Genomic DNA, 21,920 nt, shown 5'->3' on the forward strand with positions numbered 1-21,920 from the left:
ACGACCCGAACATGACCATGCCCCTGTCCGACGCCCTGCGTGCCAGCTTCGAAGCCCGAGCCCCCCTGATCGCACGACTGGCGGCCGAACAGACCGATGCCTACCGGCTGTTTCACGGCAGTGTGGAGGGCTTGCCCGGGCTGACGGTGGATCGCTATGGCGACCTGCTGTTGGTGCAGACCTTTCATCGGCCACTTGAGACCGACGAGCTGTCCGCGCTCGAAGCCTTCTACGCCGAGGCCCTGCCCGGCCTGCCACTGATCTGGAACGATCGCAGCAAATCGAACTCACGCGTGCTCAACCCGCTCACCAGCGAACAGCAGATCATTGCAGAAACCCCACGCGAGTTTTCTGAGCTGGGTGTGCGCTACCAGTTCCAGGCCCGACACGCCGGCCAGGACCCATGGCTGTTCCTCGACCTGCGCGCCGGCCGCCGCCGGGTCATGCAGGAGATCGCCGGCAAATCCTTGCTCAATGTTTTCGCCTACACCTGCGGCGTCGGCATCGCTGCCGCAGCGGCCGGTGCCCGCCACGTGGTCAACGTCGATTTTGCCGAATCCAGCCTCGCGGTCGGCAAGGACAATGCCAAACTCAATGCGCTGCCCATCCGGGTACGCTTCATCAAATCCGACGCCTTCGCCGCCCTGCGTCAATACGCGGGCATCGGTCAGCCCAAGGTCGTGCGCGGCAAACGCATGCCCCCGTTTCCCGAACTGGCGCCGCAGCAGTTCGACATGGTCTTCCTCGATCCGCCACGCTACGCCCGCAGCCCCTTCGGCGTGGTCGACCTGATCAACGACTACCCCGCCCTGTTCAAACCCGCCCTGCTCGCCACCGCTGAGGGCGGCACCCTGGTGTGCTGCAACAACGTCGCTCAGGTGGACCGTGAAGCCTGGCTCGCACAACTGCAGCGCAGTGCCAGCAAGGCGGGACGTACGGTGCAGGACGTGGAGTGGATTGCACCTGAGGCGGACTTCCCCAGCCCGGATGGGAAGCCGCCGCTGAAGATGGTGATGCTGAGGGTGTGAGCCCGTGCCGGTGTCCGGGGACTGAAGCCGCGATCAGACATCTTCAGGTTTGCATTCAGCGCATCTCGAACGCCTCCTGATGAAACCCCATCCGTCGTCGTCCCATATTCTTCAAACCCTGCTGCAAGGTCTGGGCCAATCCACGAGGACCACAGAACCACACCTCGCCCGCTTGCGCCGCTGACGCACACTGAAGCACGGTAGCTGCATCGAGTTTCTCACCCTGTAATGCGCCGTGCACATGCAGGCGGACTTTGGGCAGTGGCTCACACAACAGCCTCAGTTCGGTCACGAAAGGATCTCTCTCTCGATCCCTTGTGCAGTAATGCAAGTCCGCCTCCGGCGTCTCGTCCGGATGACCCTGCAAGGCGTTCAGCCAGGCCAGGAAAGGTGTCACCCCGATGCCGCCTGCCACCCAGAATTGGCGCACCCGACGATTGATGCGACCAAGTTCGAAGCGCCCATACGGCCCCTCGATATCGACTTGTTGACCGGGTCGCAGCAGCACGGGAAGTTGCCGGGTATGGTCGCCAAGCGCCTTGATGCGGAACTCGATGGTCTGGTCGCCATGGTCTGCGCTGGCGATGGTGAAAGGATGTGCGCCCTCGGCCGGATCGAAGGTCACCAGTGCGAACTGCCCGGGCTGATGGCCCATCCAACCAGCCGGCACACGGCAGGAAACCGCGACGATATCGGGGGCCGGCTGCGCCACTGCCAGGATTTCGCCGCGCCCCCGTCGGGCCTGCCCGATCGTGCCGCGCAAGGCCCGCATTGCACCATGGACACCGGCCACGATCAGCCCAGCGAGCACCCAACCCACCGGCTGCGTCCAGTAGTCACGCGGCGCCAGAAGAACGGAATGAAACGCCAGCACCAGGTAGATCACCGGCATTGCCCGGTGCAGGAAACGCCAGGGGCGATACGGAAAGCGCCGCCACAGGGTAATCGCCAGCAGCGCCAGTAGAAGGTAGTAGCCCCACTCCCCCATGTCCTCGGCCAGACCCCGCATGCTACCAAGCAGGCCAGCAGCTTCTTCCTTCGGCACCCGACCGGCGCGACCGATGGTCGATTTGAGAATGTCGTCGGACATCTCGACCAGCCAGTGCAGGATCGCAAAACTGCCACCGAGGATGCCCGCCCACTTGTGGGCGCGATAGATGCGGTCCATGCCGCCGAACGCCCCCTCCAGCCAGAGCGGCCGGGTCGCCAGATACATCGCCAGCGACATCAGGCCGATCGACATCAGGCCACTCAGATACATCGCCTCCTGCCGCGCGATCCACAGCGGATGTGCCAGCGAGGCCGGCATCTGCTGCACACTCCAGCCCCAGGCCAGGGCCAGCACGCCAACGACCACGGCAAAGAAAGACATCCGGCGCAAGTAAGTCATGGTGCCAACTCCGTGAAAATATGTTCAATCCTCGTAGTAGCCAAGCTCGGCGTCAGCGTGGCAGGCGGTGCAGTTGGCCTTGCTGCGGACATCCTTGTGCCGCCATTCCCAATCCTGCACTTCGCGATGCTCGCGCACCCATTTGGGCAAGGTCGTGATGCGCTGCGGCGCAGTGGCCGGATCAACGCCACGCAGCAACTTGCCGCCGTAGCGCTGACCGCCGGTATCACCGGCATTGGCCACGAGGTAGGCGGTGATCTTGCGGGCGGCTTCGGGATCGACAGATGCGTCGTCACCAAAATGCTTGTCGAGCTCGCCCATCATGCGTTTCCATGAAGAAGCCGGCAGCATCGATGGGGGGAAAGCCAGGTGGCAGCTACCGCATTCTTCCTTGACCACCGAATCGGCGACCGGCGGATAGTAGTGACCGCCGCCGGCCTGGGCCCGGCTAAGGATCAGGGCCGAGAAGCCGAGGGCGAGCAAGCCGAGGACCACGGGTCGGGTCGGGAATTTCATGTTCGTTTCCTCCGGTCAGTTTCAGCGACTGCCGACAAATGCCAGCCAGTCGCCCTTCTCGAGCGGGGTGCATTCGCGGCCGAGCACCTCGTTGCAGTTGCGCCTGAACCACTTCTCGACCTTGGCCGGATCGGCATAACGCCCGGGAGAAACCGACAGCGCCACCGGGTCGATGTGCTTGCCGGTCAGCGTCTTGCCCGATGTTCGGGGATCGTTGCCGTGACAGGTGGTGCAGGCAGGCGTCTCCGGCTTTCCCAGGCCAAAGCGGGTGATATGCAACTGTTCACCGCGGGCTGCAGAAAAGCCGGCAAACGCCGGATTGGCCGTTTTGGCTTCAGTGGCGTAGGCGGCCAGTTGTTGCTCGAGCGGGCCGGCACTGGTCAGCAGTGAGTACGACGAGAGCGCAATACAGGAAAGGGCGAGACGGAGTTTCATGGCGGATGGTTTCCAGATCAGCGATGAAGCGAACTATGCCGCCGCACGCCTGAACAGAACCTGAAGCCCGGATTCATCTCCTGTTCAGGTCAACCGGCGTAAAACAGAAACCAGGGAGGGAACAAGCCTGTGACATCATTCAATTCATGAAGGAGTCCATCATGTCCCGAAGAAAATTGCTGATCAGTCTCGTCGCCGCTGGCCTGCTCCTGGGCTCAGGCGGGACGTTTGCGGCCGACCCCGTCGGCGAACCGATCTTTGGCAGCCAGTTGATGACCGAGCAGGAGCGTATCGAGCACCGCAACGCCATGCGTGCCGCCCGCACCGAAGAGGAACGCGCCGCCGTACGCGCCAGACATCATGAACAGATGGTGCAACGCGCGCAGGAGCGGGGCGTCACCCTGCCGGCGACACCGCCCGAACAAAGGCCCTCTGCCGGCCCGCGTGGCGGTATGGGGCCAGGAACGAATGGCGGTGGCCAGGGCATGGGTCCCGGCCGCGGTCGTCAATAGATCGATGATGTTGTTGCGACTGCTCCGCGTGATCCTGCTGTCGGCCTGCATCGGCATTGCGCCGGTTCAGGCCGACAGCCGTCAGGATCACGAGATCGCCCGGCGGGCGTTGGAGGCCGGCGAGATCCTGTCGCTGCGCCAGGTGCTGGAGCGCATCGAACGCGAACATCACGGCCAGGTGCTTGAAGTCGAACTGGAGCAGGAAGACCAGCGCTGGATCTACGAAGTGAAGATGCTGCGCCGCGATGGCGGCATCAACAAACTGATCATCGACGCGCGCGACGGCCGGGTGCTGGAAATCAAGGGGCGGCATGGCAGGCAGCTTGGGAGGGACAATTGATGCGTATCCTGCTGGTCGAGGACGAGCCAACGCTGAATCTCCAGATCACCCGCAAGCTGAAGTCCGAAGGCTATATCGTCGACATCGCGGTCAACGGCATCGACGCCCTGCATCTGGGGATGGAAAATGATTTTGATGCGGTGATCCTCGACCTTGGACTCCCGCAACTCGACGGGCTTTCGGTTCTGGGCCGCTGGCGGGCGAGCAGGCGCAACATGCCGGTACTGATCCTGACCGCGCGCGGCGACTGGCATGAGCGGGTAGCCGGTATCGACGCCGGTGCCGACGATTACCTGGTCAAACCTTTCCACATGGAAGAACTGCTGGCCAGGTTGCGCGCGCTCATCCGGCGCAGCGCCGGTCAGGCTTCCAATGAACTGGTTTGCGGCGCCTTGCGCCTGGATATCCGGCGGGCAGAAGCGGCTATCGATGGCCAGAGCCTGTCGCTGACCAGCCACGAATTCAAGGTGCTGGCCTACCTCATGCAGCGACGCGGCGAGGTGGTCTCGCGCAGCGAACTGTCCGAGCACATCTACCCACACGATAGTGACCGCGACTCCAACACCATCGAAGTCTTCGTTGGCCGGCTACGCAAGAAACTGCCAGCCGGGATGATCGAAACGGTGCGCGGATTCGGTTATCGCCTGGGTCAGCCCTCATGAAGGCAGGCAGCACATCGCTGCGTTTGCGCCTGCTGGCTGGCACGCTGATCTGGGTGGCGGCCACCGTCGGCATTGCCGGCTGGATGTTGCAAAGCATGTTCGAACAACACCTGTCACATCAGTTCGACAACGAGTTGAGCATGCATCTTGCCCAACTGGCCGCCAACCTCGAAACCGATACCGGCGGCAATCCCGTACTTGCCCGACCACTCAGCGACCCCCGCCTTGAGCGCCCCTACTCGGGCCTCTACTGGCAAGTCGAGCGCATGACTTCCGACAGCCGTGGCGTGATCATCCTGCGTTCCCGTTCTCTATGGGATGCCCAACTAAAAGTACCCGGCGACAGGCTGGCCGATGGCGAGCGCCACACCCATCGCGTCACCGGCCCGGACGGGGAAGCATTGCGCATGCTCGAACAGGCCATGCGGCCAGCAGAACATCCGGAGCAGGCCTGGCGTCTGATCGTCGCGGTGGATGAACGCCTGCTTTCCGAGCCCGTGGATCGCTTCCGCACCTTGCTGATCGGCACACTGACCCTGCTTGCAACCGGCCTGATGAGCGCGGCCGGATTCCAGGTTGTGGCCGGCCTGCGTCCGCTCAAGCGCCTGCGCAACGAGTTATCGCGACTGCGCGACGGCCGGCGGGCGACGCTGGGCCAGGATCACCCAAGTGAAATCCAGCCGGTGGTCGACGAATTGAATGCCGTCCTGACTCGCAAGGCGGATTTCGTTGCCCGTGCCCGTCACCAGGCCGGCAACCTTGCCCATGCGGTCAAGACTCCGCTGGCGGTCATGGCCAACGCAGCCGCCGAAGAGCAAGGCCCGTTCGCCGAACTGGTGCGTACCCAGGTCGTCAGCGCCCGCCAGCAGATAGACCGTCACCTGGCGCTGGCCCGAGTCGCCGCCGCTGCCCAGGATAAGGGGCTACGCTGTCAGGTTGCCCCGGTGGTCGAAGGGCTGATCCGCGTCATGCAACGTATCCACCCCGAACGTCGCTTCGGTTTTGCACCCAGCGACGAAGACCGTGAACTGCTTTTCCGGGGGGAAGCCCAGGATCTTCAGGAAATGCTCGGCAATCTGCTCGACAATGCCGGTAAATGGGCCAGAGCCGAAATACGTGTCGCGATTTGCGCAGACGCGGAGCATGTGTTCCTGGACATCGCCGACGACGGCCCCGGCATTCCGGCCGGTCAGCGCGACCTTCTGCTGCAGCGAGGTCAGCGCGGCGACGAGAGAATCACCGGCTCCGGCCTCGGACTCGCCATTGTTGACGAACTCGCCGGGCTGTACCAAGGCCGCCTCGAACTCCAAAGTGCACCAAGCGGTGGGCTGCACGTCCGCCTGACCTTACCCAGACAACACTGATCTGTTTGGCCCCATGGGCAGAGACGAAGTGATGCTTCTCCAGCGCTGGGACAATAGGATGGGGGGTGTGGAGCACTGCCGCCCCAGCACATTCAGGCCAGCAGCCGTGCGACGGTCGTCACAGTTGATGAACAGATCATCGGCGATGAGGGTGGCGCCGGAGCCTGTACGGAATTTGCAGATAGGAACCGACCCGGCCGCCACTGGCCGGACCGAGACATCCAGCGCCGAGCCCACACAACGTGGGGCCTGCATAGAAATCTATTACCGTATCCGTGATCGCTCACCCCGGACAATCAGAACTTCAACCGGATCCAGCAGTCTTCTCCACTCCGCCACGACACACGTTCAGCCATGATCCGTTTGAATCAACTCAGCATGCACTACATGCTGGGTGAGAGCCGTATTGATATCCTGCACGAGGTCAACCTGGAGATCACGGCCGGCGAACGGGTGGCGATTGCCGGCCCATCCGGGACCGGCAAGACCTCGCTGCTGTTACTGCTGGCGGGGCTCGAACGGCCGGCCGCGGGTTCCGTACGCTTCGACGATCGATCACTTGGCGAACTCGATCGCGACCAGCTTGCAGATCTGCGCCGTGACTGCATGGGTATTGTCTTCCAGTCGTTCCACCTGGTGCCCAGCCTGACCGCACTCGACAATGCCGCACTTCCGCTGGAGATCGCCGGATGCCGTGATGCGCGTGCGCGGGCACGGGTGCTGCTCGACAAGGTGGGACTCGGCGCCCGGCTGGATCATTATCCAGGGCAGTTGTCCGGCGGTGAGCAACAACGCGTGGCGATTGCCCGCGCACTGGTGCACGAGCCCAAGCTGGTGCTGGCCGATGAGCCCACGGGCAACCTGGACGATCGCACCGGTGCAGCCATTGGCGAACTGCTTCTGGACCTGAACGCCCAGACCGGTACCACGCTCATTCTGGTGACGCACGACATGGCTTTTGCTCGACGTTGTGACCGGGTCTTGCGCCTTTCCGGTGGAGCGCTCACCGAAATGCAGTTTGAATCGGACGATACGCATGCGCAGCCTGCTTAGGCTTGCCTGGCGGGATCTGCGTGGCAGCGGACGAACACTCTGGGTGTTCTGCGTCTGTCTGATGCTGGGGGTAGCCCTGATTGCGGCAAGCGGTGGCCTGTACCGCCAGGTCAGCGCCAGCCTGCTGGCCGATACACGTACGCTGTTCGGAGGCGACCTGGAAGTTCGCACGCGGGCACCACTGACCGATGAGGTGCAAGCCTGGATCGCGGCCAACGGCACGGTCTCGAGACTGATCGAGTTTCGCACGATGTTGATGACCGCCGCTGGTGACACCCATCTGGTCGAGCTCCAGAGCGTCGACGAGCGCTATCCACTCTACGGTACGCTGACGCTCGATCCTCCGCAGCCGCTCGCCCAGGCCACCTCGGTCCTCAATGGTCGGCACGGTATCGTGCTGGATCCGGTGTTGTCCGAGCGCCTGAGCCTGACGGTCGGTGACCGGATCACACTGGGCGAGATCGAACTCGACGTGCGCGCCCTCACCGTGCGCCAGCCAGACCGTAGTCTGCGTGCCGACTGGAGTGGGCCGCCGGTGCTCATTTCTGCCGCGGCGCTGAGCGAGACCGCCCTGCTGCAACCGGGTAGCCGGCCGGTGTATCGATATCGTGTGCGCACCGACCTCGAACCTCAGGCATGGCGTGAGGCGTTCATGGCAGCGTATCCAGACCACGAGGCCGAACTGCGTACCTTCATTGAGCGCAATGCGCGACTGGGTGAGGTTTTGGGGCAGATTGGCTCGGGTGTGCTGCTGATCGGCTTCAGCGCGCTCTTCATTGGTGGCATGGGCGTGTTCAACAGTGTTCAGGCCTATCTGCAAGGCAAACTCGGTACGCTGGCCACCCTGCGTGCCATCGGACTGCGCGATGGCCGGCTCGCAAGCGTCTATCTACTGCAGATCTTGATCCTGGCGGGCGCTTCGTCGCTGGCAGGCGCCGTACTGGGCGGCGGATTTGCGCTGGTCGGGACCGCATTGGTCAGTGACCGGCTGCCCGTCGCCTCCGACGGGGCACTGCTGGTCGCGCCACTCGCGCTGGCTTGGGTCTGTGGCGTCGCCATCGCGCTGCTGTTTGCCCTGCCCGCACTCGGGCGCGCGCTGACGGTCAATCCGGCCACGCTGTTCCGGGGCGCGATGGGTGCGGCGACCCATGTGCCCGCCAAGGCCCGCTGGGTGACCTTCTTCTGTGCGCTCATCGTCGCGGCCCTGTTGCTGGCAGTGATGCCGGACCGGGTCTTCGGGCTGGCTTTCATCCTGGCGCTGCTACTGGTCATGGGCAGCCTGGAAGTGCTGGTACGCACCTTACGCACAATCGCCCGCCGTGTCGCCGAACACCCCCGCATCGCCGGCCAGTTTGCGTTGCGTATCGCCTTGTCGGGCCTCTATCGCCCCGACTCCGCACTGCGCCCCACCCTGCTGTCGCTCGGTTCAGCGCTCACCTTGCTGGTTGCCTCGACCCTGGTCGTCCACACACTGCTGCTGACCATTGAGGAAACCGTACCCCAGCGTGCCCCGGCACTGGTTTTTTACGACATCGGCGCCACACAGAAAGCAGACTTCGAGGCGGTGGTCGGGGGGGCACCCAGTCTCACCCAGCTGGATCTCGCGCCGCTGGTGCTCGGCAGGCTCGTCGAAGTCGGCAACGAATCGCTTCGTGACAGTGCCGATCTCGAGCGCCAGATCGAAGCGCGTGACGAGCACAAGATGAGCACCCTGCAGAACAACTTTGACCAGGTCGTCGTGACGCGTGGCACGTGGTGGCCAGCAGACTATCAGGGACCTGCGCGGGTCGCGATGGAGGATCGTGAGGCAGACCAGTTGGGGCTGCAGATTGGAGATACGCTGACGTTCGAAATACTGGGCCACAGCGTCACCGCCGAATTGGCAGCAATCTATGCACAGAAACGCCTCCAGTCCCGTCTGTGGCTTGAGGCGATTTTCTCGGACGGCGTGCTCGACCCCTTCATCAGTCGCTACGTCGGCATGGCCTATATGGATGGCTCCGACGCCGCCACCACACAAAACCGGATTGCCGCCGTCCAGCCCAACGTGGTGACCGTGCGAACCTCCACAATTCTTGACGAGGCACGGGCCATCCTGACCCGTGCGGCAGCCGCACTGACGGCAGTAGGCGCCATCACGCTGCTGGCCAGTCTGTTGGTGCTGGTCAGCGTCATTGCAGCGAGTCGGGTACGGCAAATCTATCTGGCCACCGTCCTGCATACGCTAGGGGCGCGCGTTGCTGCAATCCAACGCGCCTTGTATATCGAGCACCTGCTTCTGGCAGGGGTCACAGCCGTGTTCGCAGCCACTATCGGCAGTGCCCTGGCAAGCCTGCTGCTGCAGTACCGCCTCGAGCTGGATCTTGGTCACGCCTGGTGGAGTGGCGGCCTGGTGGCGATCATGGTGAGTACTACTGCCCTGAGCCTCGGGGCCCGGCATCTGATCCGCCAGTTGCGCGTGTCTCCGGCACAACTGCTAAGGGGCTTCGACACCTGACGGGGGAACCTGCCGACGCATCAAACACCGACTCAAGGCCTGATCACCAAGACTGGCGGGCCTTTACTGGACCACTGGCCGACGGCATTGCCAAACCATGCGGAGCACCTCAGAAGCACCAAGATACTACTTGGTGCCTGCAGCGTATGGCGGCTGCTCGGCCAAAGCTAACTATCGGCAGCATGTTGATCAATGGCTGCTTTACACAAAATTTCGGACATGCCCTGTTCCGTACCTGGATCAAACCGGTCAGTCTGTTCGGCGCCATCGGTGTTGCTCTCGCCGCTTGGGGTACGCATGGTCTGATAAGTTTCATTCCTGCCGAGCAACCGACGGTGGCCGCCGAATGCGCCCGCGCTGCCAACCTGCGCCTTCTACCTTACCCCCTGGCCCTGTTCGGCGTCGCCCTCTGGTCACGTCAAGCGCCATCCGGTTGGCTGAATCTGGCAGGCGGTCTGTTTACCCTCGTATGCTCTGTTTCGCAGGCGGCATCTACGTACCGTGCATCCTTGCCGGCATCCACACCGGGCCGCTCATCAACATCGTTCCCGTCGGTGACTTCTACCTGGTCGGCGACAGGATGGCATTGGGTGTGGCGGAGTGGAAGCAGCACTGCACAGGCGAGCAGTCTGCCTAGCCCTCCCCCACATGCCACAGCAATACGAAGAACAACTCGTCACGCCTTACCGGCACGCCATTTGAGCAGCGGCGTCACTACCGCCAGCAGCACTGCGCCGGTGACAATGCCCGCCAGCCCGTTGAGACCATTGGTGGTCACCGCCGACCACAGTCCGGCAAAGGAACCCACTGCTGCCGCAGCCCCGACAGCTTCAACGGCGTGATGCAGGAACGGCACCCCATGCACCAGAATGCCACCACCAACCAAGAACATGGCTGCAGTACCGGCCACCGAGAGAAAGCGCATCAGCCACGGTGTGGCCACCAGCAGACCTCGCCCGCAGGCCTGCGCCACTGCACTGCGCTTACCGTTGAGCCACAGGCCTAGATCATCGAGCTTGACGATACCGGCAACCAGACCATACACCCCCACGGTCATCAGCAAGGCAATACCCACCAGCACGGCGACCTGCTGCAGTAAGGGCGCGCTGGCGACCGTTCCCAGAGCGATGACGATGATTTCCGCCGACAGGATGAAATCGGTACGGATCGCGCCCTTGATCTTGTCCTGCTCGAACGTCACCATGTCACGCGTCGCATCGGCATTCGCCGTGGTATGCGCCGCGTGGACGGCAGCATCGTCACTGGCACTGTGCAGAAATTTGTGGGCCAGCTTCTCCACGCCTTCGTAACACAGAAAGGCACCGCCCAACATCAATAGCGGCGTAATCAGCCAGGGCAGGAAGAAGCTGATGGCCAGCGCGGCAGGCACCAGAATCATCTTGTTTATCAAGGAGCCCTTGGCCACCGCCCACACCACCGGCAATTCGCGGTCTGCCTGCACACCAGTGACCTGCTGGGCATTCAGTGCCAGATCGTCGCCGAGGACACCGGCCGTCTTTTTTGTTGCCAGCTTGGTCATGGCGGCGACGTCATCGGCCACCGCAGCACTTTTCTTGGCAGCCACCTTGGTCATCAGCGCCACATCGTCAAGAACGGTGGCAATATCGTCGAGCAAGGTCAGCAGACTAGCACCCGCCATCACAATTCTCCGGAAGAACAAAGACCGCACACCACTGCGTGCGCCATAAAGCGATGCAGCCGGCGACACTCACACTCGCTGGCAAGCACCACTGCCACGACCAGATCATGGCACGAGCAGCACCGGCACCGGCGATTGCTCCAGCACCTTTTTAGCACTTCATGAATATTCAGGAAAACCGACTTTCTACCACTACCTTACGCTCATCGAAGCCGGCCCCTGCCTTGTCGCGGCCAAACCAAACCCCGTCGATACCGACGGGGCCGGCCTGAGTTCGAACCGTCCAAGCCGCCTGCCAAGAAAGACATTTCCGCCCCCCTGCCTGCTGAACGACAATTCTATTTCTTTCCAACCCGACGCACCGCATCTCCTCCCACCCCTCTAAATGGGGCAGCCCATCCGGCACTCCGGCCAGCAAGTCAGTAAGCTTGTATCGAGGTCCAGCCGCAATCCTGGCGCTTACCCGCTTGCCAAGAACCTCAAGCTCCACGTGATCTCCGACGTTGATCCCATTCTGTTCCAGACTACTCACGTTCTCGATTATTGACGACAATACGCCGTACCTTGCTGCCCCAGCACGATCACGCTTCTATCGAGAAACCCAGTGATACGGAATAATCTGCTTGCAACCCTGTTCTGCATCAGCGCCCTGACCGCCTTCGCCAGCGACAGCACCGCGCAGCGCGACGCCTCGACTCGCCCCTTGGAAACGATTCCTGCCCTGGATGTCGCCCGCTACATGGGCACCTGGTACGAAATCGCAAAGTATCCCAACTGGTTTCAAAAGAAATGCTCCGGAAACGTCAAGGCGGACTACAGCCTGATGAACGATGGACGTGTGAGGGTCGTCAACCGCTGTCAGACCACGGAGAGCACGCTGAGTGAAGCGATTGGGGAAGCCAGACAGATCGGCGCCAGTACCTCACCCAAGCTGGAGGTCCGATTCGCCCCCGCATGGCTGTCGTTCCTGCCATTCGTGTGGGGTGACTACTGGGTCGTTGAACTCGATGACGACTACCAGTTGGTCGCAGTGAGCGAACCCGACCGGGACTACCTCTGGATTCTCTCCCGGACACCCGAAGTCGATCCCGTCAGCTACAACACACTCTTGACCAGGTTACGGCAGAAAGGATTTGACCTGAAAAAGCTGGAAGTCACGAAGCAGGACTGATGGACCGTGCGCTGCCTCCCTACGATCGCTGGCCACGTGCCCGTCAAAGCTTGACCGGACGGCCAGAACGCCCAACATGCACTTTGCGCGGGCAGCATCGAGGCGAATTCTACTGACGCCTCTTGGTGCACGCCCCGAGACACGATCAAGCCCCATTGCGCGGCCCCGGAGGGGTATTGGCCCGCACCCTCTATTACATCGACCGCTGCGCGATCAGGCCCGTTACGGGCCAGGAAGCCACGAAGGAATCAAGACGACAAGCCTGGCGTTCAAGGACGTGTGTCAGGCGACACCGTAAATTTCCCCCTGGCGACACGAGGAACTACCCCCCCTCGTTAGCAAGGAGGTCATCGTTGGAAACGAAGCACATCGAGGTGAATCCCGTATGCCGTTCAGGTTGCAGAGGGCAGGAGATGATGGAGCCGGATTTCACAATCATCCCGAGTTGCCATTTAGCTTTGATAGAGAGCCTTAAACGGTCCGAACTAACGCCAACCCTGGAAGCCAGTCTGAAAACCGCAGTTCAGAGCAGAGCAAGCTTGACGCAGCCCCTGACCGGGGTTTTGTCCGACGGGGTGTGTCCTCAACCCGAACAGCAGCTTGTGCCCAAACTTCCCCACCCCCAACCCCGAGCCGCTCAGCGCGAGTTGGACGGGAATGAAACTCAAAGCAGACTTCGAGAATTTCTTTTGCTGTCGACGCAGATCAGCGTCTTGGAGGCCGGGAGACGGTTGAACATGGAAGCAAGGGAACTGTACCTGCGCACCAATTAGCCCACACAGCAACTGGGCGAACGTCGGAAAGCATACCTGCGCCGGCACCAGAAAGAGCACGTCGTCAACGCGTGCCCCTACCTCGAACAAGCCTGCATGGGCATCCGGGCAGAAGGCAAAGCCGTCATTCGACTAGAAGTCGTTGCGCGCGTCCCGACCGAAATCCTGATCCCCGTTCAACCTGTTACTGGTACTCAAAGATTTTCAGAATCACCTGACGATACCAGACTCAGCCCGCAGAAAAGAGCGGTAATCAGAAGAACCCACGCACAAAAAAACCGGCCTTTGGCCGGTTCTTCTTACGACATCAGCCACCTAGTAGCCATTGGCGGAGGCGGTGAGATTCGAACTCACGAACGGTTGCCCGTTGCCGGTTTTCAAGACCGGTGCAATCGACCACTCTGCCACACCTCCTGCACTTACCACGACTGCCGCAACGCAAACCCTCTTGGTCACGTTACGGAAGGCGCGCAGTATATCACCGGATGTGCTGTCTTCTCAGCATGCTTGCTTCACGCTTGCTCGAACAGCGCAATGGATTCGACATGCGAGGTCTGCGGGAACATGTTGGCGATGCCGGCGCCGCGCAGCACGTAGCCTTTGTCGTGAACCAGCACGGCTGCGTCCCGCGCCAGTGTCGCTGGATTGCAGGACACGTAAACAATGCGCCGCGGGCGCTGTTGCTCGCTGATGGCCTTGACCACCGCGATGGCGCCCTCACGCGGCGGGTCGATCAGCAACTTGTCCAGAGGGCCGAGCGCGGCCAGGCTGTCTTCCGTAGTGTCGAACAGATTGGCAGCGTGAAACGCAGTCAGCTGCGCCAACCCGTTACGACGGGCGTTGTCGAGCGCGCGGGCGACCAGCGTGTCGCTACCTTCGACACCAATCACCTGGGCGCCGCGGCGGGCAATCGGCAAGCTGAAGTTGCCCAGACCGCAGAACAGGTCTGCGATGCGCTCACCCGGTTGTGGATCGAGCAATTGCATCGAACGCCGGATCAACAAGCGGTTGATGTGTACGTTGACCTGGGTGAAATCGGTCGGCAGGAAGTCGAGGCTGACGCCGAACTCGGGCAGCGTGTATGCCAGGCCCGGGGCCTTGCGCGGAAACATCAGGCGCGCAGTCTCCGGCCCACCTTGTTGCTGCCATACCTGTACCGACTCGGCTTCGGCAAAGCTCTCCAGCAGGGCAGCATCGGCCTTGCTGAAGGCCAACAGGTTGCGGAACACCAGCACCGTGGTGTGCTCGCTGACCGCAATCTCGATCTGCGGCAGGCGATCGGGGATCGACAGGGCACCGATCAGCTCGTGCAGGCGTGGCAGCATGGCGGAGACATGCGGTGGCAACACTGAGCAGGACTGGATGTCTGCAATATAACTCGAGCGCCGCTCGTGAAAGCCGATCAATACGCCCCCTTTGCTCGGCACCATGCGCACGCCGATGCGCGCACGATAGCGATAACCCCATGCCGGGCCGTGGATCGCGGGGTAGATCATCTCGGGCCGGACCTTACCGACGCGCTTGAGCGCCTCTTCCAGCACGCGCTGCTTGGCCGCCGCCTGAGCATCGGCATCGAGATGCTGCATGGAACAGCCGCCACAGGTCCCGAACGACGAACACCGCGGGTTGACTCGCTGTGCGCTCGGTCGCAGGACACGCACTGCCTCTGCCTGCTCATAGGTGGGCCGCTGGCGATAGACGGTGTATTCGACGGTCTCGCCCGGCAAACCGCCTTCGATGAAGACGGCCTTGCCGTCGACCCGGGCGACGCCGCGACCTTCATGGTCAAGCGACTCGATGACTGCGATGGGCATGATACGGAAGCGGGGCTAAAAGAGCCGCGATTCTAACCGAAAGGCCGTGCGGTTCTGCCCTGCCACCGGTCGTACCCGCAAACTTGACACCGTTCGATGCGCCTCCATCGCAACCAGGATGACGACGCGACAAGCACTGCTGCGCCCGTGCTCAGCCCATCTATAATGCGCCTCATGATGACGACCCTGCTTGGGGGCATGAGCCCCCGCCAGTTTCTCGAAGAGTACTGGCAGAAAAAACCCCTGCTTGTCCGCCAGGCTGTACCGGGCTTTACCGGTGTGGTGTCGCGTGACGAGCTGTTCGACCTTGCCTGCGATCCGGATGTGGAGTCACGCCACATACGCTACCAGGCCGACACGCCCGGCAGCAGCTGGACGCTGGAACGCGGCCCGCAGACGCGCGGCCGGCTGCGCGGCAAACGCCAGCCTTGGACGGTGCTGGTGCAGGGGCTGAACCTGTGGGTGCCGGCAGGCGACGCCCTGCTGCATCAGTTTGACTTCATCCCGCAAGCGCGCCTGGACGACCTGATGGTCAGCTATGCGGTCGATGGTGGCGGCGTTGGGCCGCATTTCGACAACTACGATGTATTCCTGCTGCAGGGCATCGGCCAGCGCCGCTGGCAGATCGCCGACCAGACCGACCGCAGCCTGGTCGAGGATGCCCCGTTGCGCATTCTGAAGCACTTTACCCCGACCCATGATTGGGTGCTGGAGCCGGGTGACATGCTGTACCTGCCCCCTCACTGGGCGCACAACGGCATCGCGATCGGCGAATGTACAACATATTCCATCGGCTTCCGTTCGCCCACCGCCCAGGAGCTTGGTGTCAGCTTTCTGGAATGGTTGCAGGAGCGCATCCAGCTCGAGGGCATGTACGCCGACCCTGAGCTCGCGCTGCAGGACAACTCGGCGGAGATCGGCCCCGCGATGATCGACCAGGTCGAACGCATGCTGGCCGGCATCCGCTGGACCCGGCGTGACATCGCCGATTTTCTTGGCACCTACCTGACCGAGCCCAAGGCGCATGTCTTTTTTGAGTCACCTGAAGCGCCGCTGACGCAGAAGGCTTTTACCCGCGCACTGGGCAACAAGGGCTGTACGCTGGATGCACGCACCTTGCTCCTCTGGTCTGAAGCGGGCTTTCATCTTAATGGCGAGCCTCTCTGCCCCGACGAGGCAGACATCCCAACCCTGTCAGCATTGGCACATCAACGCCGCCTGGATGCAAACGCCGTCCTGTCGCCAGCCTTGGTTGAGCAGTTCTATCAGTGGTACGAGGATGGCTTCATCCACCTGCAGGAGTGAGCAGACGAAATGGAAGACAGTATGGAGCGCGCGATCGACAGCCGGGCGGACTGGCAAGCCGCCGTGCTGGAACTGATCGACGCCGCGCAATCAAGGTTGCTGATTCTGGATACCGACCTTGCCGAATCCGGGCTGGAAAGCCCGCAAGGCATCGACTGCCTGACAGCCTTCCTGCAGCGCGCTGCCCGCCCGGACGCCATCCGGGTCCTGCTGCGCGACGGTGACCGGTTGGCACACCATAGTCCACGACTCATGACTCTGCTCTCCCGCTTCGGCCACCGGATCGACATCAAATGTGTTGCCGAAGGCCAGACCCCCCCCGACACCTCATTCTGCATCGCCGACTCACAGTTGCTGATCCGCTTTCATCACGAGCGCCCGCGCGGCAAGCGTCTGGCCCCCGGCGGACAGGCAGGCGCAGTGTGCGAAGCACAATTCGAGACACTCTGGCCAGGCGCAATGCCCGGCCCGACGGGAGCACCACTGGGACTCTGAACGACGCGCCCACATGCTGCCACCGAGCGCGTAACGCATCCAGCCGCTCAACCATGCGCCAAGCGCTTGCTTCATCGACTTCGAATACCCATTCGGCAGCGTGACGTCAGCTGGCGTTTGCGCCTATCCCGCACTCGGAGCGCCCCGGCTGAAGCCTCCATCCGAATTGTGAGCAGTTTTTGCCATGCACCATTTTGGCGAACCCGTCCGGCGCTGGCGTGGTAGCATTCGGCTGCCTCCGGTAGTGATCCTTCATAGCATCATGCCGGTCAAGTGCTGTCCTCACTCCAATAAATAAAGGAACTCTGGAAATGAAGCATTCCATCCTCGTTGCTGCCCTGCTCGCCGTCGCCGTGTCCGCTTGCGGCAAAAAGGAAGAAGTTGCTGCTCCGGCCCAGGCACCTGCCCCTGTCGAACAACAAGCGGCACCGGCCGCAACCCCGGCAGAGCCCACGCCTGCCGAAGCCGCCAAGGAAGAAGCCGCCGCTGCGGTCGATGCTGCCAAGGAAGGCGCTGCTGACGCTGTCGATGCAGCCAAGCAAGCCGCTGATGCAGCGGTTGACGCCGCCAAGCAAGCTGCGGATGCAACCGTCGAAGCTGCCAAGGAAGGTGCTGCTGCCGCTGCTGACGCTGTCAAGGAAGGCGCAGAAGCCGCCAAGGACGCCGTCCAGAAGTAAGCTGAAACACGCAGTACCACGTTTCAAACAACAACGCCGGCCTCCAGGGGCCGGCGTTGTTGTTTAGTCCCGCCCATCCACGACAGACGGGAACCTGTGGTTCAGCGCAATTCCTGCTGCAGCAGACCCAGCATGCGGCGTGCAGTCTCGGATTTGTCCACACCGCCTTCGCGCGTCAACACGGTTACTGTGGTCGCATTGCCCTGCCCCTTCAGGCTCAGACGATACTCGCCGCCGGACTCGGCAGGCTTGTCACTGCTGCGCCAGAAGGCCAGCTTGGACAAAAAGCCTTCACTCTTCTTGCTGTTGTTGTCGACATCCGGATCAACATAGCGAACGAAGTAAAGTCCCTGAGTGCGATCACGATCCTCAACGGTGAAGCCGATACGATCGAGCGCCAGACCGACACGCCGCCAGGCGCGATCAAAGGCTTCGTCAACCTGCAGCGCCACCTCGCCCCCCTCGGTGGCAGTGACCTTGGCGCGCTCGCCAGCAGGCGGAGCACTGACCAGTGCAGCCTGCGCGCGCGCTTCGTCAGCCCCAAGGCGAATCATCAGCCGACGCAGCATCTCGGCCTCGAGTTCGGGATCAGCCGGACGCGGTTGCCAGATGGTGGAATCCTTGGCCTCGGTGGGGTAGATCTCCATCATGCCGCGATGGCTGATGTAGATCTCGACCGTGCCGTCACGCCCCACTTCCAGTCGGGTGCGGAACTTGTCGCGCTCCGGCGTGGAAAACAGACCATCGAACACCCGACCCAGTGCCGAACGCACGAAATCCTGCTGGATCTTGGCTCTATCCTCAGCCCAGTCGGTTTCCAGCACACCGATCTCGGGGCTGTCGATATTGAGGATGAAGCCAAGCTCCAACCAGAAATCCTTGACCTGCGGCCACAGGGTTTCCACATTACCCGGCACCACCAGCCAGCGCTGGGTGCCTGCACGCTCGATACGCATGTTCTCGGGTTGTGGCATCACCGTGTTGGCAGCGCCTGCCGCCGGCTGTCCCGCGCGATCGGCGTTATAGGCCGAATAGGTCGCCACGCCACGCGGCGACACGTCCGGCACGGCAAAGCGATCGTCACGCGTCGGAGCGGTGAGATCAGGCGGGATTTCCAGCGGAGCGACCTGACGGGCACTCTTGTAGTCGATACGCTTTGATTCAAGCAATGAACCCGAGCAGCCGGCCAACGTCAGCGACACGGCAAGCAGGGAAGCGGAAGTGCGCAGGGAGCGATTCATGAGGTTCCTGAGGGGAAAAACGGATCAGATATTGATGCCAGCCTGACGCATGGCGAGACGAACACGTTCGTGACAGGCCTCGGCCAAGGGCGTCAGCGGCAACCGGAGCGCACCGCCAATCAGCCCCATCTGCGCCACTGCCCACTTCACCGGAATCGGGTTGGCTTCGCAGAACAACTGCCGGTGCAGACCAACCAGACGCGCGTTGATCTCACGTGCCGTGCGGGCATCCCCCGACAGTGCGGCAGCGCACATGTCGTGCATGGCACGCGGCGCAACGTTGGCAGTGACTGAGATCGTGCCGTGCCCGCCAAGTAGCAGGAAAGCAGCCACCGTCATGTCATCACCGCTATACAGGGCAAAGTCCTTCGGTGCGCGCTCGATCAGGTCGCAGGCACGATCAATGCTGCCGGTCGCATCCTTGACACCGATGATGTTGGGGATCTGAGCCAGCCGCAGGGTGGTGTCGTTGGACAGGTCTGCCACCGTACGCCCCGGCACGTTGTACAGGATCAGCGGCAACTCCACCGCCTCGGCGATGGTGCGGAAGTGCTGGTACAGCCCTTCCTGAGTGGGCCGGTTGTAATACGGCACCACCGACAGATGGGCAGTGGCCCCTGCCTTCTGCGCAAAACGAGCCAAGGCCACCGCCTCGGCAGTCGAGTTTGCCCCGGTGCCGGCGATGACCGGGATGCGTCCGGCAGCGTGCTCGACACACACCCGGATCAGTTCGCAGTGTTCATCGACATTGACGGTAGGCGACTCACCGGTGGTACCCACCACGACGATGCCGTCAGTGCCTTCGGCGACATGCCAGTCCACCAGGCTGCGCAGGCGTTCAAAATCAAGGCTGCCGTCTTCATGCATCGGCGTGACGATGGCGACAATCGATCCGGTAATCATGGCTATGGCCAAAACGATAAAAACACGATTCTAACCGATCGTCGCCAGTCGGCTAGTCCCGCGCGCAGATCGGCGGGACAGAACTGCGCAGGCTCAAAGGTCAGCCAGCGCCTTGATGTGCGAAACCACCGACCGCGCCAGCGAACTGAGCGAGTACCCCCCCTCGAGGATCGAGACAATCCGCTTGTGACCGCAGTCTTCGGCCAGCGCCTTGATCTGCTGGGTCACCCAGATGTAGTCGGACTCGACCAGACCCAGTGAGCCCATGTCATCCTCGTAGTGGGCATCGAACCCGGCCGAAATGAAGATGGCCTGCGGATTGTGATTACGCAGGTTCGGAATCCAGATATCGCTGACCACCTGGCGGAACGCATCGCCCCGGGTGCCGGCGGGCACCGGCACATTGCACATGTGCGCAGGCGGGTTGTCTGCACCACTATAGGGATAGAAGGGATGCTGGAAGATGCTGGCCATCATCACCCGCGGATCATTGCGGAAGATGTCCTCGGTACCGTTGCCGTGATGGACATCGAAATCAATGATCGCCACCCGCTCCAGACCGTGCACTTCAGTGGCATGGCGGGCCGCAACCGCAACGTTGTTGATGAAGCAGAACCCCATGGCCTTGCCATGCTCGGCATGATGACCGGGCGGGCGGACGGCACAGAAAGCGTTCTCGACCTCGCCCTTGAGCACCAGATCGGTAGCCAGCACCCCGGCACCAGCCGAGCGCAAGGCCGCCTTCATGGTATTGGGGCTCATCGCGGTGTCAGGGTCGAGGTGACGGATGCCGTGCTCGGGCACACTGGCCTGCAACTCGTCAAAGTAGCTCTGGGCATGTGCACGCACCACCTGCTCGGCAGTCGCCAGCGGCGCGTCGTAGAAAGACAGATACAGGTCCAGCCCTGCCGCAATCAGGCGATCGTTGATCGCAGCCAGCCGGTCGGGACACTCCGGATGGTGTGCTCCCATGTCGTGCAACCAGCAATCGCGGTGCGTGATGAATGCCGTTGTCGTCATACCCCTCCTCTCCCGATAAGGGCGAACTTTCTGTTGCGGACTGTTTCAAACAGCCCTGCGGTGATGGCCCATGGTACGGGCTCGCGATCTTTGTCGTCTATTATCACCGCTTCCCGTCCAATTTCACAGTACGAGCCAACATGCCCCAGCGCCCTGCAAACCGGCTTCTAGAGGCCGCCAGCCAGATCATTCTGGGGAAGACCCACGAACTTCAACTCGCACTCTCCTGTCTGATCGCGCGCGGTCATCTGCTGATAGAGGACGTTCCCGGTGTCGGCAAGACCACCCTGGCCCACGCCCTGGCGCGCCTGATCGGCCTGCACTTCCAGCGCATCCAGTTCACCAGCGACCTGCTGCCCGCCGACATCGTCGGCGTGTCGATCTTCGATCGGGATACCAGTCACTTTCGTTTCCACCCCGGACCGGTGTTCGCGCAACTGATTCTGGCTGACGAAGTCAATCGTGCCACACCCAAGACCCAGAGCGCGCTGCTTGAAGCCATGGAGGAGCGGCAGATCACCGCCGACGGCAGCACCATGCCCCTGCCCGAACCTTTCTTCGTCATGGCAACGCAGAACCCGTCGTCGCAGATCGGCACCTTTCCGTTACCCGAAAGCCAGCTCGACCGCTTCCTGATGCGCATCCAGCTCGGCTACCCCGACCGCAGCGCCGAGCGCGCGTTACTGATGGGTAAGGCCCGACGGGAAATCATCGAACATCAACCACCGGTGATCACCCCGGATGACCTGCTTGCCCTTCAGGAAGAGGCACAATCCCTGCTGATCGCTGAACGCCTGATTGACTATGTACAGGATCTGCTCGCAGCGACACGCCAGGCAGGGGAATACCTCGGCGGCCTGAGCCCACGCGCCGGACTTGGCCTGCTCGCCGCCGCACGTGCCTGGGCCTTGATCGAAGGGCGCGACCACGTGCTGCCGGAGGACATCCAGCGTGTATTCCCCCACATCGCAGCTCATCGGCTACAGCGCGCGGGGGACGGCCGCCACCCTGGCCCAGCCGAGTTGGCGCGCCTGCTGCAGTCCGTACCCTTGCGCTGATGGTGC

At 62.3% G+C, this 21,920-nt stretch carries 21 protein-coding genes and 1 tRNA gene; 13 read left to right on the forward strand and 9 right to left on the reverse strand.

All coding sequences use genetic code 11. The features are described 5' to 3' along the window. The first annotated feature begins 11 nt into the window (after positions 1-11). The gene (locus DNK49_RS10490; protein WP_110524311.1) at positions 12-1,028 is read left to right on the forward strand and encodes a class I SAM-dependent rRNA methyltransferase; all 1,017 of its coding nucleotides are present in this window, start codon (positions 12-14) and stop codon (positions 1,026-1,028) included. A 55-nt stretch (positions 1,029-1,083) separates the two neighbouring features. Here the strand turns inward: DNK49_RS10490 and DNK49_RS10495 are convergent, their stop codons facing one another. Genes DNK49_RS10495 through DNK49_RS10505 form a run of 3 tightly spaced genes read right to left on the reverse strand, consistent with a single transcriptional unit; the run spans position 1,084 to position 3,369 of the window. Continuing rightward, a complete protein-coding gene (locus DNK49_RS10495; protein ID WP_243632310.1) occupies positions 1,084-2,418 on the reverse strand; it encodes a ferredoxin reductase family protein in 1,335 nt (444 codons plus the stop codon). 24 nt (positions 2,419-2,442) lie between these two features. Next, positions 2,443-2,934: a diheme cytochrome c gene (locus DNK49_RS10500; protein WP_110524312.1), complete on the reverse strand. Its 492-nt coding sequence runs from the start codon at positions 2,932-2,934 to the stop codon at positions 2,443-2,445. 21 nt (positions 2,935-2,955) lie between these two features. Next, the gene (locus tag DNK49_RS10505; protein WP_110524313.1) at positions 2,956-3,369 is read right to left on the reverse strand and encodes a DUF1924 domain-containing protein; all 414 of its coding nucleotides are present in this window, start codon (positions 3,367-3,369) and stop codon (positions 2,956-2,958) included. 161 nt (positions 3,370-3,530) lie between these two features. On the opposite strand from DNK49_RS10505, the gene DNK49_RS10510 reads away from it, so the two are divergent. From DNK49_RS10510 to DNK49_RS24605, 7 genes are all read left to right on the forward strand, one after another. Further along, a complete protein-coding gene (locus tag DNK49_RS10510; protein ID WP_243632311.1) occupies positions 3,531-3,881 on the forward strand; it encodes a hypothetical protein in 351 nt (116 codons plus the stop codon). 4 nt (positions 3,882-3,885) lie between these two features. Beyond that, positions 3,886-4,221, forward strand: a complete 336-nt coding sequence (locus DNK49_RS10515) for a PepSY domain-containing protein (RefSeq protein WP_110524315.1) — start codon at positions 3,886-3,888, stop codon at positions 4,219-4,221. Next, complete coding sequence (locus DNK49_RS10520; protein WP_110524316.1) at positions 4,221-4,883, forward strand: response regulator transcription factor; 663 nt, start codon at positions 4,221-4,223, stop codon at positions 4,881-4,883. The genes DNK49_RS10515 and DNK49_RS10520 overlap by 1 nt, the downstream gene beginning before the upstream one ends. Beyond that, on the forward strand, positions 4,880-6,247 hold the full coding sequence (locus DNK49_RS10525; RefSeq protein WP_110524317.1) for a sensor histidine kinase: 1,368 nt from the start codon (positions 4,880-4,882) through the stop codon (positions 6,245-6,247). Before DNK49_RS10520 ends, DNK49_RS10525 begins: the two co-directional genes overlap by 4 nt. A gap of 354 nt (positions 6,248-6,601) precedes the next feature. Continuing rightward, on the forward strand, positions 6,602-7,300 hold the full coding sequence (locus tag DNK49_RS10535) for an ABC transporter ATP-binding protein (RefSeq protein ID WP_110524319.1): 699 nt from the start codon (positions 6,602-6,604) through the stop codon (positions 7,298-7,300). Next, the gene (locus tag DNK49_RS10540; protein WP_110524320.1) at positions 7,284-9,797 is read left to right on the forward strand and encodes an ABC transporter permease; all 2,514 of its coding nucleotides are present in this window, start codon (positions 7,284-7,286) and stop codon (positions 9,795-9,797) included. Before DNK49_RS10535 ends, DNK49_RS10540 begins: the two co-directional genes overlap by 17 nt. Positions 9,798-10,266: 469 nt before the next feature. Further along, entirely contained in the window at positions 10,267-10,434 is a 168-nt protein-coding gene (locus DNK49_RS24605; protein WP_243632312.1) for a hypothetical protein, read from the forward strand. Positions 10,435-10,473: 39 nt separating this feature from the next. Here DNK49_RS24605 and DNK49_RS10550 read toward each other — a convergent pair whose 3' ends face one another. Then, positions 10,474-11,457: a DUF808 domain-containing protein gene (locus tag DNK49_RS10550; RefSeq protein WP_110524321.1), complete on the reverse strand. Its 984-nt coding sequence runs from the start codon at positions 11,455-11,457 to the stop codon at positions 10,474-10,476. A gap of 604 nt (positions 11,458-12,061) precedes the next feature. Here DNK49_RS10550 and DNK49_RS10560 point away from each other — a divergent pair. Further along, positions 12,062-12,628 (forward strand): lipocalin family protein, encoded by a 567-nt coding sequence (locus DNK49_RS10560; RefSeq protein WP_341538205.1) that lies wholly within the window; start codon positions 12,062-12,064, stop codon positions 12,626-12,628. Positions 12,629-13,727: 1,099 nt separating this feature from the next. On the opposite strand, the gene DNK49_RS10570 is transcribed toward DNK49_RS10560, so the two are convergent. Both DNK49_RS10570 and rlmD read right to left on the reverse strand, forming a co-directional pair. Then, positions 13,728-13,815: transfer RNA gene (locus DNK49_RS10570), tRNA-Ser, on the reverse strand. 98 nt (positions 13,816-13,913) lie between these two features. Continuing rightward, positions 13,914-15,215, reverse strand: coding sequence for a 23S rRNA (uracil(1939)-C(5))-methyltransferase RlmD (gene rlmD / locus DNK49_RS10575; protein ID WP_110524323.1), 1,302 nt, complete (start codon positions 15,213-15,215; stop codon positions 13,914-13,916). Positions 15,216-15,389: 174 nt separating this feature from the next. On the opposite strand from rlmD, the gene DNK49_RS10580 reads away from it, so the two are divergent. The 3 genes from DNK49_RS10580 (at position 15,390) to DNK49_RS10590 (ending at position 17,692) form a co-directional block, all read left to right on the forward strand. After that, positions 15,390-16,520: a cupin domain-containing protein gene (locus DNK49_RS10580; protein WP_110524588.1), complete on the forward strand. Its 1,131-nt coding sequence runs from the start codon at positions 15,390-15,392 to the stop codon at positions 16,518-16,520. Between the two features lie 9 nt (positions 16,521-16,529). Further along, positions 16,530-17,015 (forward strand): DUF7931 domain-containing protein, encoded by a 486-nt coding sequence (locus DNK49_RS10585; protein WP_110524324.1) that lies wholly within the window; start codon positions 16,530-16,532, stop codon positions 17,013-17,015. A gap of 311 nt (positions 17,016-17,326) precedes the next feature. Beyond that, the gene (locus DNK49_RS10590) at positions 17,327-17,692 is read left to right on the forward strand and encodes a hypothetical protein (RefSeq protein ID WP_110524325.1); all 366 of its coding nucleotides are present in this window, start codon (positions 17,327-17,329) and stop codon (positions 17,690-17,692) included. 101 nt (positions 17,693-17,793) lie between these two features. Here DNK49_RS10590 and bamC read toward each other — a convergent pair whose 3' ends face one another. From bamC to DNK49_RS10605, 3 genes are all read right to left on the reverse strand, one after another. Next, positions 17,794-18,933, reverse strand: coding sequence for an outer membrane protein assembly factor BamC (gene bamC / locus DNK49_RS10595; RefSeq protein ID WP_110524326.1), 1,140 nt, complete (start codon positions 18,931-18,933; stop codon positions 17,794-17,796). A 24-nt stretch (positions 18,934-18,957) separates the two neighbouring features. Then, positions 18,958-19,836 (reverse strand): 4-hydroxy-tetrahydrodipicolinate synthase, encoded by an 879-nt coding sequence (gene dapA / locus DNK49_RS10600; protein WP_110524327.1) that lies wholly within the window; start codon positions 19,834-19,836, stop codon positions 18,958-18,960. Between the two features lie 93 nt (positions 19,837-19,929). Beyond that, complete coding sequence (locus DNK49_RS10605) at positions 19,930-20,856, reverse strand: histone deacetylase family protein (protein WP_110524328.1); 927 nt, start codon at positions 20,854-20,856, stop codon at positions 19,930-19,932. Positions 20,857-20,996: 140 nt separating this feature from the next. Here DNK49_RS10605 and DNK49_RS10610 point away from each other — a divergent pair, with 140 nt between their 5' ends. Next, positions 20,997-21,914, forward strand: a complete 918-nt coding sequence (locus DNK49_RS10610) for an AAA family ATPase (RefSeq protein WP_110524329.1) — start codon at positions 20,997-20,999, stop codon at positions 21,912-21,914. Positions 21,915-21,920 lie beyond the last annotated feature (6 nt).

The organism is Parazoarcus communis SWub3 = DSM 12120, assembly GCF_003226565.1.
GTDB classification, from domain to species: domain Bacteria; phylum Pseudomonadota; class Gammaproteobacteria; order Burkholderiales; family Rhodocyclaceae; genus Parazoarcus; species Parazoarcus communis.